The following is a 14,170-nucleotide window of genomic DNA, read 5'->3' on the forward strand; positions in this document are numbered from 1 at the left end:
ATCGAGATGGAAAGTATCAGCCTATTGCTCGAAGAAGCACTGAGCCCTTATCAGGTTACGTTGACCACCGCGGGTGTGCAGGACGAGTGCCTGGTCACTGTGAAGAACCCTGCCGGCGCCATCGTGGTGGAGCGTGAAGTCGATCGCGCACAATTGACCGATAAGCGCGTCCTGGTGGACGTGGTGGATTGCCTGCTGCGTGACCTGAAGATTGCTGAGGGGCGCCTGGAGCCGTCGGTGATCGCGGCCTTGCGCAACGCTGCCCAGACCCGCAGCACAGCCTGCGCATGAAGAATTGTTCATCTGTGGAAACTTCCCACAGCAAGTTCGGTCAGATTTTTTAACAGCAAGAGCAAACATTGTGCTCCGGTGTTTGTGGCTTGCTGTACTGGTCTTTGTAGGCCACGTTTAACCCCGAGTTGTCTCCCCACTGCTCGGGGTTTCTTTTTGCCTGAAATTTGTCAGGGCAGCGGCGAAACCTGGAAAAAGTGCGGGTTGTCCTTCAAATACCGCTCGCGCATGTGCGGGTCGAGCCATAGCGCATAGGCGTTCTGCACATTGGCCTGTGGCAGGCCTTCCAGTGCCTGATTGACCCGCGCGATGGCCCGGCGCCCCTCGACGGTGTCCGAACATCCGATGTAGATGCGTTGGTAAGGCGCAGCGCCTTTTATCGCAAGGAACATCAGGTCATCAGGGGCTATGCCCTGTCGTGTGGCCTGGTAGCGGATTTCCGTCCAGTAACCAAGCACGGCTTCCAACCGGCCCAGGCGTTGCATTTGCAGCAGGCTGCCCAGGGCGTCATTACCGTAATGCAGGGCGAGCTTGTGCGAATCGGTCTGCTTGAGGCGCTCGTCGATCGCCGGTCCGTAGCTGCGCTCAGCGATGGCCCCAAGGCGGGCGTCGGGGGTTTGCAGGAATGCCTGCAGGTCAAACTTCCCATCGACGATAAACGGTGCCATCGCTTCCCGCTGGCTGCGACGGATCATCACCCCATTGCTGAGTACCACGAATGCCTGTTCGGAAAAGGCCACGTACGCTGCTCGCTCCTGGGTCCACAGCACTGAGGGGTCGCAGGTCAATGATGGGTTGCGCAGCATCTGCATGCCGCGGGCACGATTCACGTGCAGCACCTGATGGTGATATTCCGGCAGCTGCGCTTCAAGCATCGGTATCAGGTGGTCCAGTGCCCCATGATCTTTTTGCGGTCCTTCGAAGATAGTCAGTGGTGGCAGGTCGCGCAGCAGCCAAGTCAGTGTGTCTTCGGCGCTGGCCGATAGGGGCCAACTGAGGGTTATCACGCTGGCCAGGCACGCGTACATGAACCTGCGCAGGGCGCGGCGAGTCATCAGATCGCGCCATCCTCACGCAGACGGGTAATGGCGGCGGCGTCGTAGCCCAGCTTATTGAGCACGGTGTTGTTGTGCTCGCCCAACTGCGGCCCGACCCATTCACAACTGCCCGGTGTGTCCGAGAGCTTGGGCACGATCCCCGGCATCTTGAAGTCCTTGCCGTCCGGCAGCTGTGCCTTGAGGAACATCTCGCGGGCCAGAAATTGTGGGTCGCCCAGCATGTCTTCAGCGCTGTAGATGCGACTGGCGGGCACCTCGGCTTGGTTCAGGACTTCTATCACTTGAGCCAGCGGCAGCGAATTGACCCAGCGATCAATCACGCCGTAGAGTTCATCACGACGGCTGTCGCGCCCATCGTTGCCGGCCAGTTGCGGATCGTTGGCCAAGTCCTCACGGCCAATGGCGGCCATGAAGCGTTTAAAGATCGCATCGCCATTGGCGCCGATCTGTACGTGCTTGCCATCGGCACTGGTATGGATCGAGGAGGGTGTGATGCCCGGCATGATGTTGCCGGTGCGCTCGCGGATGAACCCGAACACGTCGAACTCCGGAATCATGCTTTCCATCATCGCGAAAATGGCTTCATACAACGCCACGTCCACCACCTGCCCCAGGCCACCGTTGACCTCCCGATGACGCAACGCCATCAACGCGCCGATGACCGCCCACAACGCGGCAATCGAATCACCGATGGAAATCCCGGTACGCACCGGCGGACGATCTTCGAAGCCGGTGATGTAGCGCAAGCCGCCCATGGACTCACCCACCGCGCCGAAACCCGGCTGGTCCTTCATCGGCCCTGTCTGGCCGAAGCCGGACAGACGCACCATCACCAGTTTTGGGTTCAGTGCGTGCAGGGTTTCCCAATTGAGGCCGAGTTTCTCCAGGACGCCGGGGCGGAAGTTTTCGATCAGGATGTCGGCGTCCGCCAACAGCTGCTTGAGGATCGCCAGGCCGTCCGGATGCTTGAGGTTCAGCGTCAGTGACTGCTTGTTGCGCGCCTGCACAAACCACCACAACGAGGTGCCTTCATACAGCTTGCGCCATTTGCGCAGCGGGTCGCCGCCGTCCGGAGATTCGACCTTGATGACCTCTGCACCAAATTCGGCACAGATACGCGACGCAAACGGGCCGGCGATCAGGGTGCCCAATTCGATGACTTTCAGGCCGGCGAGTGGTTTGGCATTAAACGACATGAGGTTCCTTGTCTGCTCAGGACGGTGGTGTGATGCCTTTTAACATAGGCGAGCGGCGCACGGATAAGGATGATGCAGCGCAGTATTCGTTGAATGGCCCTCGCATCGGGTAGACTGGCAACCTTTCCCAGTCTACTAGAAGCCCGTTCATGGCCCAGCCGTCCACGACCTACAAATTCGAACTCAACCTCACCGACCTTGACCGTTCGGTGTACGAAAACGTCAAGCAGACCATTGCCCGCCACCCTTCGGAAACCGAAGAACGCATGACTGTACGCCTGCTGGCCTATGCCCTCTGGTACAACGAGCAGTTGACGTTTGGCCGCGGTCTGTCAGATGTAGACGAGCCGGCCCTGTGGGAAAAAAGTCTGGATGACCGTGTTCTGCACTGGATAGAAGTCGGCCAACCTGACGCCGACCGCCTGACCTGGTGTTCACGCCGTACCGAGCGCACCAGCCTTTTGGCCTATGGCAGCCTGCGTGTGTGGGAAGGCAAGGTGGTCCCGGTGGCGAACAACCTGAAGAACGTAAATATCGCGGCCGTGCCGCAGGACGTCCTCGAGACCCTGGCCAAGGACATGCCCCGCGTTATCAAGTGGGATGTGATGATCAGCGAAGGCACGATGTTCGTCACCGACGACCGTGGGCAGCACGAAGTGCAATTGCAATGGCTGGCCGGCGAGCGCGGTTGAAAACAAGCCAGCCAGTTCCTCATTTACCCAAAGAGATTTCCCAAGCGTCCCATGCGTATCGATCCTCGCCCGTTGCCTGCTGTCCTGCCGTTTCTCGGTGACTTGCCACCGTTGTTGACCCGTCTGTACGCCGCACGCGGGGTGCAGTCGCAAGCCGAGCTGGACAAGAGCCTGGCGCGGTTGATTCCCTACCAGCAGCTCAAGGGCATCGACGCGGCGGTAGACCTGTTGGTGACGGCCCTGGAGCAGCGCCAGCGCATCCTGATCGTCGGTGACTTCGATGCCGACGGCGCCACGGCCAGCACCGTGGGCACCCTGGGCCTGCGTCTGCTGGGGGCGGCCCATGTGGATTACCTGGTGCCGAACCGATTCGAGTATGGGTACGGTTTGACCCCGGAAATTGTCCAAGTGGCGCTGCAGCGTCAGCCGCAGTTGCTGATTACCGTGGACAACGGCATTTCCAGCGTCGAAGGCGTGGCGGCGGCGAAGGCGGCGGGTTTGAAGGTGCTGGTCACTGACCACCACTTGCCCGGGGATGAGTTGCCGGCGGCGGATGCCATCGTCAACCCGAACCAGCCGGGCTGCGAGTTTCCCAGCAAGGCGCTGGCCGGCGTAGGGGTGATCTTTTACGTATTGATGGCCCTGCGCGCCCGTTTGCGCAGCCTGGGCTGGTACGACAGCCAGCCGCAACCGAATATCGGTGAATTGCTCGACCTCGTGGCCTTGGGCAGTGTCGCCGACGTGGTGCCGTTGGATGCCAATAATCGCATCCTGGTGCATCAGGGGCTGGAGCGTATCCGTGCCGGTCGCGCCCGGCCGGGGATCAAGGCGATCCTCGAAGTCGCCAAGCGTGATCACGCGCGCATTACGTCCACCGACCTCGGTTTTATCCTGGGGCCACGGCTCAACGCTGCCGGGCGCCTGGATGACATGAGCCTGGGCATTGAGTGCCTGCTCACGAGCGACTTTGCCGCGGCACGGGAAATGGCTGCGCAACTTGATGGCATGAACCAGGACCGCAAATCCATTGAGCAAGGCATGCAGCGCGAGGCGCTGGCTCAGCTCAAGGACTTGCCGGTGGAGTCGATGCCTTATGGCTTGTGTCTGTTCGACCCGGAGTGGCACCAGGGTGTCATCGGCATTCTGGCGTCACGCATGAAAGAACGCTATTTCCGCCCGACCATCGCTTTTGCCGATGCCGGTGATGGGCTGCTCAAGGGCTCTGGGCGCTCCGTACAGGGTTTTCATATCCGTGATGCGCTGGCCGTCGTGGCGAGCCAGCATCCCAACCTGATCACCAAATACGGCGGCCACGCGATGGCGGCTGGCCTGACGTTGCCCGAGGCGAATTTCCCACTGTTTGCCCAAGCGTTTGATGCTGAAGTACGTCGGCAACTGCGTGAGGAAGACCTTACGGGGCGCCTGCTGTCTGACGGCACGCTGGCGGTGGAAGAATTTCATCTGGAGCTGGCACGCGCACTGCGACATGCCGGGCCTTGGGGGCAACACTTCCCGGAGCCGTTGTTTCACGGGGTGTTCCAGTTGGTGGAGCAGCGCGTGGTCGGTGAGCGGCACCTGAAAGTAGTGCTCAAGAGCGAATGCGGGTCGGTGAAGCTTGATGGCATTGCGTTTGGTGTGGACCGAGAGGTCTGGCCGAACCCGAGCGTGCGTTGGGTTGAGTTGGCCTACAAGCTGGATGTGAACGAGTTTCGAGGCAATGAAACAGTGCAGTTGATGATTGCGCACATAGAACCGCGCTAGATCTGAGCAACACCCCCAAAACAACAGTGGGAGGGGGCTTGCTCCCGATTACGGTGTGTCAGTCAACGATGATGTGACTGACTTGCCGCTATCGGGAGCAAGCCCCCTCCCACAGTTTGTTGGGTGTAAAGGAATTACTCGGTTTTGTCCTTGGCCTGGTGCTTCACGATGATATCCACCAGGCGCTTGGCCAGTGCCGGGTAGTTCTCATCAAAGTGATGCCCGCCTGGCAGCTTCACGGCTTCGCCCACGGCAGTCTTGTCGGTGCAGCCGCTCTCGTCGACTTCTTCGGCGCCGTAGATGCACACCACTTTGTCAGCCGGCAGCTTGGCCATTTCCGGGCCGGTAGCGGCTTCTTTGCCCGCGTTGCCCAGCCAGCCTTCCACTTCGATTTCAAAGCTGCCGGTACGCGCGAAGGCCAGCAGGATGATCGCGTCAACCCGTTGCTGTTCGTTTTCCGGCATGCGGTTGTAGATGGCAGGCAGCACATCGGCACCGAACGAGTAGCCGGTCAGTACGAAGCGCTTGGTGCCCCACTTCTGCCGGTAGTGTTGCATCAGTTCGGTGAGGTCCTTGGCGCTTTGCTCAGGGGTCTTGTGCTGCCAGTAGTAGCGCAGGGTGTCGATACCGACGACCGGGTAGCCGATCTTGGCCATTTCACCGGCTACGTCGCGGTCCAGGTCGCGCCAGCCGCCATCACCGGAGAGGAACAGGGTGACGGTGTCCTTGGCTTGGCCGGCCGGCACTTCAACCACGGGAATCGCCAGGCCGCCGTTGTCCGAACCCACCAGTTGCTTGCGCAGTTCGTTGTTCAGCACTTGTGGGTAGTGAATGTCGTAGTCGCTGATGCTGGTGGTCGCGCGCGGGGTATCACGTACGAAACTGGCGCTCTCGTCGTCGGGGTTGTCGTTCCAGGCCACCAGCCAGTTGCCATGGGCGGCGGTTTTCGGCAGCGGGTCCTTGCAACCTTCCTGCACTAAAGCGAAACCGACGGAGATAGCGTTGGCCTTGTCATCGTTCTGTGTGGCGAGCCAGCGCCATGCCAGTGCCGCACCCGGGCCGATACCGCTGACCAGGGTCGCCGGGCCTTTAAGCTGGCCCAGAGCGCTTTGCAGCGCTTGTTCCTGCAACGTGCAGTCACCCTTTGGCAGGATGACCTGAACGATTTGTGCCTTGCCGCCCTGGCTCAGGGCAATCAGCTGGCTGTCGCTCAGGACTTCATCGGCCAGCACGGCTACCGCCACGCGGGCTTTCGGTGTGCCGTTGGGGGTTACGCGGGTCATCACCGAACCATCGGCCTGAGGCAATTGTTCCAGGATCGGTTGCGGGGCAGGGCGGTTCCAGTACCAATAGCCACCGCCTGCAATCAGGACGAGCAGCACTACGATGGCCAATACATACCGCCAGGAGCGTCGAATCATCAGCGTTTCACCAATCCAGTCAAGCCGCCTGCAATCAGGGCGGCGGTATCGGCCAGTGCCACCAGCGGATCAAGTCCTGCGGGCACGGCCATGTAACGGGGTTCCCAGTCGGGCTGGAACTTGTCTTTGAAGCGGCGCAAACCTTGGAAGTTATACAGTTGCTCGCCACGACGGAACACCATCGAACCCAGACGCTGGGTCAGTGGGGCACCGCGGCGTGGCTGCAAGCCTGACAAGGGCACCATGCCGAGGCTGAAGCGGGCGTAGTCATGGTTCTTATAGTGTTGAATCAGGCCAACCATCATGAATTCCATGGTCAGCTTGGGCGCGTCGGGGTGGGCGCGCATCAGGTCGAGGCTGGCCAGGTCGTGGTTGTAAGTCTCGAGCAGGTTGGCGAAGGCCACCGGGCGCCCTTCGAAGCGGACGATCGCAATTCTGAAGTGCTTGAGGTAGTCGTCGCTGAAGCGTCCCAGGGAGAAGCCTTTTTCCCGTACGTTCTTGCCGGTCAGCCAGGCATCGGAGATGACTTTGAGTTCATCCATCGGGGCCTGGCCCTGATCGAAGATCTCCAGGGACAGACCATCCCGGGTGCCACGGTTCCAGGTGTAGCGCAGGTCCTTCATCTCTTTGCCCTTGGCTTCCAGGTCAAAGCGTTTCAGGTCGACGCGGGCCTCTTCGCCCAGCTTGATCGCGGTGAGGCCGATATCCATGTAGTACGGCAGGTTCTCGGCACGTACCTGATAGAACACTGGGCGGGCATGATGGATGTCGCACAGGTCGCGGAACTGCCAGATCATTTCGGCACGCGGCTGGGTCGGCCCGATCGGGTCATACAAGGCCACCAGGCTGCGCCCGCGACGGGCGTACATCAGGAAGGCTTCGTCGTTGGGGTGGAACAGCAACGCCTTGTCGCCGGTCAGTGCCAGGCCGCCATCGGGCTGGGAGGAGGCCATCAGGATCCTGGTGGCGCGTTCCAGTTCATCCGGTGTCGGCAAGTGAATGACCGGGCGTGCGGTACGCAGCAACCAGGTCAGCGAGACGATCACCAGCAGCACCGCCGCGCCCAGCAGCGAGCGCAGGCCGCGTGGGGCGTTGGCATCCAGGGTGAATTGCCACCACAACTGGTGGCTGTAAGGTACGTCTTGATAGGCGAACAGCAGCAGCCAGATCGAGGCCCCCAGCACGCACACGCTGGCCACCAGGTACAACGGCGAGAACGGCAGTTCGGTCAAGCGGCTGGCGCGGTAGAACGAACGACGGAAGATCGCCAGCAGCACGGCGGTCATGATCATCAGGCTGGCTTCTTCCCAGTCGAAGCCTTTGAGCAGGGAGAGCAGGGCGCCGGTCAACAGCAGCACCATGGTCAGCATCCAGGCGGCGGACAAGCGTCGACGCAAGCCCTGGGCGAGCAGCAGGCACAGTACGCCGATCAGGCTGGCACCAAAGTGCGAGGCGTCAATCAGGCGGTGGGGAATCAGGAAACCGATGTTTTCCAGGCGTGAGTCGATTTCCGGGGTTGCGCCGGAAAACAGCAGGACCACGCCGGACAAAAAAACCAGTACGGCCAGTACGGGCGCCGCGAGACCGGATGCCACCCGCAGGCTCTGCTGGGTCTGGAACAGGCGTTGGGCTTCGTTGACCAGCAGGAAGATACAGGCGATCAACAGCGGCAGTACCACGTAGATCATGCGGTACAAGAGCAAGGCTGCCGCCAGCGGTGCCGCGCCGAGTTTGTCGGCGAACGCGGCCAGCAGAATGGCTTCGAACACGCCGACACCGCCCGGTACATGGCTGAGCACGCCTGCGGCCAGGGCCAGCAGGTACACCAGCAGGAACGGGCCAAACGGCGGGGCTTCTGGCAACAGCATATAAAGGACGGTCGCGGCAGCGGCGACGTCCAATGCGGTAATGATCAATTGCAGGAAGGTCAGGCGACGGCCTGGCAGGCGCAAAGTACGACGCCCGGCCTTGACCAGCAGATTGTCCGGGTAAGGCTGTTCGGGCAGGCGGCGGCGATAAATGCCGATGCACAGCACCGCCGACAGCACCAGCACCGCGCCGGCAATACCGCCCAGCAAGCTTTGCGGCAAATGCAGGTAGGTGGACGCCGCCGGCAGGTTGCTCAGCGTGGCCAATGCGGCCAGCGGCGGCAAGGCGGTGCCCAGGGCCAGGCTGGCGAACACGGTCATGTGGGCGACTTCAGAGGCCCCGATACCGTGGCGGGCATATAAACGATAGCGCACCGAACCGCCCGAGAGCATCGACAGGCCAATGGCATTGCCGATCGCAAAGGCAGTGAAACCGCCCATGGCCAGGGTTTTGGCGGGCAGTGTCACGCCGGCATAGCGTGCGCCGGAAAATTCATAGCCCAATAGAATGATAAAGCCGGCGACCGCTGCGGCAAACGCACCCAGCAGCGCCGGCTTGGGCACTTCCAGGATCGAGTCGTGGAGGGCGTACAGGTCCAGTTCCAGCAACAGGTGTCGGCAGGCGATCAGGGCGATTGCGAACAGCAACAGGGTGACGGCCAGCCCGATGGGTTGGCGGTACTTGCTCAACAGATCTATCCAGCGCAAGCGGGTGGGTGGGATCGGTTGTTCTGCTGTGACGGTGTCTTGTGGTTCAGACGAGTTGGCGCGCATCAATCACCTCGTGGATCGTGCGCGACAGGATGGAGGTATCGAGCCAAGTTACCAATCCCTATGGACAAAATAATTACAAATATTAACGCGTATCGCCGGGAGCGGCGACTGCGGCCATTGGTCGTAGAGGGTCTTGCTTGAGTACTGAGCATAGCTTGCAATGACATGGACTCTGCAAACCGTGTACGGTTTCATGAAAGATGCCATGCCATTGTTTCAGAAGAACTTTTTTACAGGATACAAAAAAGGCCACTCTTTCGAGTGGCCTTTCTTGATATTTGGTTGCGGGAGCCGGATTTGAACCGACGACCTTCGGGTTATGAGCCCGACGAGCTACCAGGCTGCTCCATCCCGCGTCTGTGGGCGGCATTCTACAGTCCAGCGACGAGGTGTCAACCGTTAATGGGCTAATGAGTCAAATAAGTGTGAATCAGCCGCTCGGGCTGGCCTAAGCCCGCGATTGAAAACGCTTTGTAGTGAGCGGGCTTGCCCCGCGCTGGGTGGCGTAGCCGCCCCAACAAGGACGCCGCGCGATTTCAGAAAGACCGAGGTGGCTGGGTTTAGGGCGGCTGCGCCACCCAGCGCGGGGCAAGCCCGCTCACTACTACAGAGTTATGCCGCAGCACGTAGTGGCTTAACAAGGAAAAATCAGCACGCACAAAAAAGGCCACTCTTTCGAGTAGCCTTTTTTGATGTTTGGTTGCGGGAGCCGGATTTGAACCGACGACCTTCGGGTTATGAGCCCGACGAGCTACCAGACTGCTCCATCCCGCGTCTGTGGGTCGGCATTCTACAGAGGAATGTCACCGTGTCAACCCGTGATTCTAAAAAAAGCGCTTGTGGTTCAATCGGTTAGCTCTGAAAAGTCAGCTCTGGATGGGCGCGGGGCCAGTCTGGCCGAGGCTTTCAGCTCTATTGGGGCGCTGGATTCGATTGAGAAAATAAATTCCTTTGGGCGATTTCCTACCGCTCAAACGGAAGTTTCAAACTACTGGTGCTATATACAGTAACGAATGCGATACTGGCCACCCGTTGGGCCACACCCCCATTTATATGACGCAGCGCAAAATCATCCACATCGACTGTGATTGCTTCTACGCCGCCATTGAGATGCGTGACGACCCGAGCCTGGCACAAAAGCCCCTGGCCGTGGGTGGCTCCGCCGATCGCCGGGGCGTGATCGCTACCTGTAACTATGAAGCTCGGGCGTACGGGGTGCGTTCCGCGATGTCGTCACGCCACGCCCTGAAATTGTGCCCCGACCTGACCATCGTCAAGCCGCGTATGGATGCCTATAAGGAAGCGTCGAAGGAAATCCAGGCGATCTTTCGTGACTACACCGACCTGATCGAACCGCTGTCGCTGGACGAAGCCTACCTGGACGTCTCCGATAGCCAGCATTTTGGCGGCAGCGCCACACGTATAGCCCAGGACATTCGTCGCCGCGTCTCCAACCAATTGCACATCACGGTGTCGGCCGGCGTAGCGCCGAACAAGTTTCTGGCGAAGATCGCCAGCGATTGGAAGAAGCCCAACGGTCTGTTTGTGATCACCCCAGACCAGGTCGAAGACTTTGTTTCCCAGTTGCGGGTAAACAAGTTGCATGGTGTGGGCAAGGTGACGGCCGACAAATTGGCGCGCCTGGGCATTGAGGACTGCCTGCAACTACGTGAGTGGAACAAGCTGGCGCTGGTGCGCGAATTCGGCAGTTTTGGTGAGCGGCTTTGGAGCCTTGCGCGTGGGATCGATGACCGCGTGGTACACAACGACAGCCGTCGGCAATCCATCAGTGTGGAAAATACCTACGATGTGGACCTGCCGGATCTCTCAAGTTGTCTGGCAAAACTCCCTGAGCTGATGGAAACCCTGGCCGGGCGCATGGCGCGCATCGACAGCAGCTACCGTGCGGGCAAGCCGTTCGTTAAGGTGAAATTTCATGACTTTACCCAGACGACCTTGGAGCAGGCGGGGGCAGGGCGGGATTTGGAGAGTTATCAACAGCTGCTGACGCAGGCGTTCAATCGGGGTGGGAAACCGGTGCGCTTGCTCGGTATAGGTGTGCGCTTACTGGACTTGAGTGGTGGCAACGAGCAATTAGAGTTCTCCTGGTAAACACCGGGAGCAACATGTGGAAGGGGGCTTGCTCCCGATTGCGGTCTATCAGTTAGCTTATGCATAGCTGACACACTGCTATCGGGAGCAAGCCCCCTCCCACATTTGGATCTACATTGGCCCAGGAATATCAGCGAGTCCCAGGATCTGCGACAAGTCGCCCCGCATCCTTGGTCAGTGCCTGCAGGAATTCCTGCTGCAATTCAGGATCATTGCGGGTCAGCTCGATCAGGCTTTGCTCCAGCTCACTGGCTTCTTCTTCCAGGCCCAGTTCTGACAGACGCTTGACGCGATGCACCCACTGGTTGACTTCGTCGTCTTCAAGGTCGTCGTAGATCAGGCCATGGGCTTCGAGCAACTTGCTGCGCAGAGTGCTGCTGATCGCCAAGGTGGAGTCTGAGTGCACGTCGTCCTGGCCATCTTCGACGCTGATTTTCAGGGTGCTGATCCGGTTCAGGTCTTGCTCGGCAAACGGACTGTCCAACAGGTTCAGGCGCAAGACGCCGTTGCGGTCGGTGGTCAGTTCGTGGGTTTGCTTGCCGGCGGTGACTTGTACCGGGCGTTCGCTCCAAGGCAGGCTCGAATACTCCAGGCGCTTGTCGCGCTGGACTTCATCGATACCCGCCAGGTTCTGTTGCGCACGGCCATGGGATTGCACGTTCATGAACGGGTTGATGCCGTCCACGCCGTAGCTCAGCCAGTCACGGGTCATGCTGGTGGGCAGGTTGCCGAGGGCGAAGATGTTCGCCACGTTGGCTCCCGCGCCCGCCACCAGGGCTACCGCGCCCAAAGGCATCTCGTAGACCTTGCGCCAGGGTTGATAGGGGGTATAGCGATCGTAACGGCGGGTCACTTCGAATTCGGTGACCTCAAAGGTCTTTTGCTCGTGAATCCGAACCCGGCGTTGCGGCAGTTCCAGCACTTTGGGCTCGCCTACATCGATCTGCAGGCTGTGGTCGAGCAACTTGCGCTCGATCCGCTCCTCGTGCTCACTGCGCTGCGACATATGGTTGGCACAGCCGCTGACCAGCAGGGCGCCGCACAAGGCGGCGCCCCCCAGGGCTCTGGTGTTTCGCTTGAACATGACTTCTCTTGATCTGGTTTTCAGCGACGAATACGCGCCTGAAGGAAAGACAGCACGTCAGCCACCGGCAACGGTTGGGCTTCGGCTTCGGTCCGGCTCTTGTATTCCAGATTGCCATCAGCCAGGCCGCGGTCACTGACCACGATCCGGTGTGGGATGCCAATCAGCTCCATGTCGGCGAACTTGATGCCCGGGCTGGTCTTCTTGTCCCGGTCATCCAGCAGCACTTCGAAGCCGGCCGCCGTCAGTTCGGCGTACAGCTTGTCGGTGGCTTCGCGTACTTGCTCGGTTTCATAACGCAGCGGCACCAGGGCGATCTGGAACGGCGCAAGGGCGTCACTCCAGATGATGCCTTTCTCGTCGTTGTTCTGCTCGATGGCAGCGGCCACCACGCGCGACACGCCAATGCCGTAGCAGCCCATTTCCAGGGTGATCGGCTTACCGTTCTCGCCCAGTACTTCGCACTTCATCGCCTTGCTGTACTTGTTGCCCAGCTGGAAGATGTGCCCGACTTCGATGCCGCGCTTGATTTCCAGGGAGCCCTTGCCGTCCGGGCTTGGGTCGCCGGCAACAACGTTGCGCAGGTCAGCCACGGTCGGAACCGGCAGGTCACGTTCCCAGTTCACGCCAAAGTAGTGCTTGTCGTCGATGTTCGCGCCAATACCGAAGTCGCTCATCAGCTCGACCGAGCGGTCGATGATGATCGGCAGCGGCAGGTTCAGCGGGCCGAGGGAGCCGGCGCCGGCGCCAATCGCGTCGCGCAGTTCGGCATCGGTGGCCATGACCAGTGGGCTGGCGACGCCAGGTTGCTGGGCCGCCTTGATTTCGTTGAGTTCGTGGTCGCCACGGATCACCAGCGCAATCAGCTTGCCTTCTTCTTCGGCGCGCACGATCAGGGTCTTGATGGTCTTTTCAATCGGCAGATTGAATTTTTCCACCAGCGCCGCGATGGTCTTGGTGTCCGGGGTGTCCACCAGGCGCAGTTCTTCAGTCGGTGCCGGGCGCGAGGTTTCGCGTGGCACGGCTTCGGCTTTCTCGATGTTTGCCGCGTAGTCCGAACCGTTGCTGAATACGATATCGTCTTCGCCGGACTCGGCCAGCACATGGAACTCATGGGAGCCGGCACCGCCGATGGAGCCGTTATCGGCTTCAACCGGGCGGAATTTCAGGCCCAGACGCGTGAACACGTTGCAGTAAGCGGTGTGCATGCGGTCGTAAGTGACCTGCAGGGACGCCTGGTCGGCGTGGAACGAATAGGCGTCTTTCATGATGAATTCGCGGCCGCGCATCAAACCGAAGCGTGGGCGGATTTCGTCACGGAATTTGGTCTGGATCTGATACAGGTTCAGCGGCAGCTGCTTGTAGCTGCTCAACTCGTTGCGCATCAGGTCGGTGATCACTTCTTCGTGGGTCGGGCCGGCGCAGAAGTCGCGACCATGGCGATCCTTGAAGCGCAGCAACTCAGGGCCATACTCTTCCCAGCGCCCGGATTCCTGCCACAGCTCAGCCGGTTGGGTGCTCGGCATCAACACTTCCAGAGACCCGGCGGCGTTCATTTCTTCACGAACGATGGCTTCGACCTTGCGCATCACCTTCAAGCCCATGGGCAGCCAGGTGTACAGGCCGGAGGCCAGTTTGCGGATCATGCCGGCGCGCAGCATCAACTGATGGCTGATCACAACCGCGTCGGAAGGCGTTTCTTTCTGTGTGGCGAGCAAATATTGACTGGTACGCATGGTAGGCCGTTGTCGGTTGCTTGGACTTGAAATGACTTGGGATTGTACGGGCGTGAGCCGCCGCCGTACAGGTATCAGAATAAAGGGCTGTCTGTAGTGAGGGAGCTTGCTCCCGTTCGACTGCGCAGCAGTCGCCCGCTTTTTTTTTGAGGGCGCTGCGCACCCCACCGGGGGCAA

General features: G+C 60.2%; 10 protein-coding genes and 2 tRNA genes. 4 read left to right on the plus strand and 8 right to left on the minus strand.

Annotation, left to right across the window (positions count from 1 at the left end):
- Positions 1-6 precede the first annotated feature (6 nt).
- Positions 7-291 carry a DUF3509 domain-containing protein gene (locus ACQRBV_RS13140; protein ID WP_060754268.1) on the plus strand — a complete coding sequence of 95 codons (285 nt, stop codon included), beginning with the start codon at positions 7-9 and terminating at the stop codon, positions 289-291.
- 170 nt (positions 292-461) lie between these two features.
- On the opposite strand, the gene ACQRBV_RS13145 is transcribed toward ACQRBV_RS13140, so the two are convergent.
- Together ACQRBV_RS13145 and ACQRBV_RS13150 are read right to left on the minus strand one after the other, a co-directional pair.
- On the minus strand, positions 462-1,346 hold the full coding sequence (locus ACQRBV_RS13145; protein WP_411984805.1) for a TIGR02285 family protein: 885 nt from the start codon (positions 1,344-1,346) through the stop codon (positions 462-464).
- On the minus strand, positions 1,346-2,545 hold the full coding sequence (locus tag ACQRBV_RS13150; RefSeq protein ID WP_090368779.1) for a CaiB/BaiF CoA transferase family protein: 1,200 nt from the start codon (positions 2,543-2,545) through the stop codon (positions 1,346-1,348). Before ACQRBV_RS13150 ends, ACQRBV_RS13145 begins: the two co-directional genes overlap by 1 nt.
- A 149-nt stretch (positions 2,546-2,694) precedes the next feature.
- On the opposite strand from ACQRBV_RS13150, the gene ACQRBV_RS13155 reads away from it, so the two are divergent.
- Positions 2,695-3,237, plus strand: a complete 543-nt coding sequence (locus tag ACQRBV_RS13155) for a YaeQ family protein (protein WP_090368781.1) — start codon at positions 2,695-2,697, stop codon at positions 3,235-3,237.
- Positions 3,238-3,288: 51 nt separating this feature from the next.
- Positions 3,289-4,998 (plus strand): single-stranded-DNA-specific exonuclease RecJ, encoded by a 1,710-nt coding sequence (recJ, locus tag ACQRBV_RS13160; protein ID WP_060754264.1) that lies wholly within the window; start codon positions 3,289-3,291, stop codon positions 4,996-4,998.
- Between the two features lie 134 nt (positions 4,999-5,132).
- Here recJ and ACQRBV_RS13165 read toward each other — a convergent pair whose 3' ends face one another.
- From ACQRBV_RS13165 to ACQRBV_RS13180, 4 genes are all read right to left on the minus strand, one after another.
- Complete coding sequence (locus ACQRBV_RS13165; protein ID WP_060754263.1) at positions 5,133-6,419, minus strand: virulence factor family protein; 1,287 nt, start codon at positions 6,417-6,419, stop codon at positions 5,133-5,135.
- Positions 6,419-9,061, minus strand: coding sequence for a bifunctional lysylphosphatidylglycerol flippase/synthetase MprF (gene mprF, locus ACQRBV_RS13170; RefSeq protein ID WP_244385143.1), 2,643 nt, complete (start codon positions 9,059-9,061; stop codon positions 6,419-6,421). Before mprF ends, ACQRBV_RS13165 begins: the two co-directional genes overlap by 1 nt.
- 279 nt (positions 9,062-9,340) lie before the next feature.
- Positions 9,341-9,417 (minus strand) — tRNA-Met (locus tag ACQRBV_RS13175).
- 341 nt (positions 9,418-9,758) lie between these two features.
- A tRNA-Met gene (locus tag ACQRBV_RS13180) sits at positions 9,759-9,835 on the minus strand.
- Positions 9,836-10,114: 279 nt separating this feature from the next.
- Between ACQRBV_RS13180 and dinB the strand changes: the two genes are divergently transcribed.
- Positions 10,115-11,173: a DNA polymerase IV gene (gene dinB, locus ACQRBV_RS13185; RefSeq protein WP_060754261.1), complete on the plus strand. Its 1,059-nt coding sequence runs from the start codon at positions 10,115-10,117 to the stop codon at positions 11,171-11,173.
- A 130-nt stretch (positions 11,174-11,303) separates the two neighbouring features.
- Here dinB and ACQRBV_RS13190 read toward each other — a convergent pair whose 3' ends face one another.
- Together ACQRBV_RS13190 and ACQRBV_RS13195 are read right to left on the minus strand one after the other, a co-directional pair.
- Positions 11,304-12,257 (minus strand): hypothetical protein, encoded by a 954-nt coding sequence (locus ACQRBV_RS13190; protein WP_060754260.1) that lies wholly within the window; start codon positions 12,255-12,257, stop codon positions 11,304-11,306.
- Positions 12,258-12,277: 20 nt separating this feature from the next.
- Positions 12,278-13,993, minus strand: a complete 1,716-nt coding sequence (locus ACQRBV_RS13195; RefSeq protein WP_411984804.1) for a proline--tRNA ligase — start codon at positions 13,991-13,993, stop codon at positions 12,278-12,280.
- Positions 13,994-14,170 lie beyond the last annotated feature (177 nt).

Source organism: Pseudomonas sp. R11F, from assembly GCF_050312575.1.
Taxonomy (GTDB): Bacteria; Pseudomonadota; Gammaproteobacteria; order Pseudomonadales; family Pseudomonadaceae; genus Aquipseudomonas; species Aquipseudomonas palleroniana.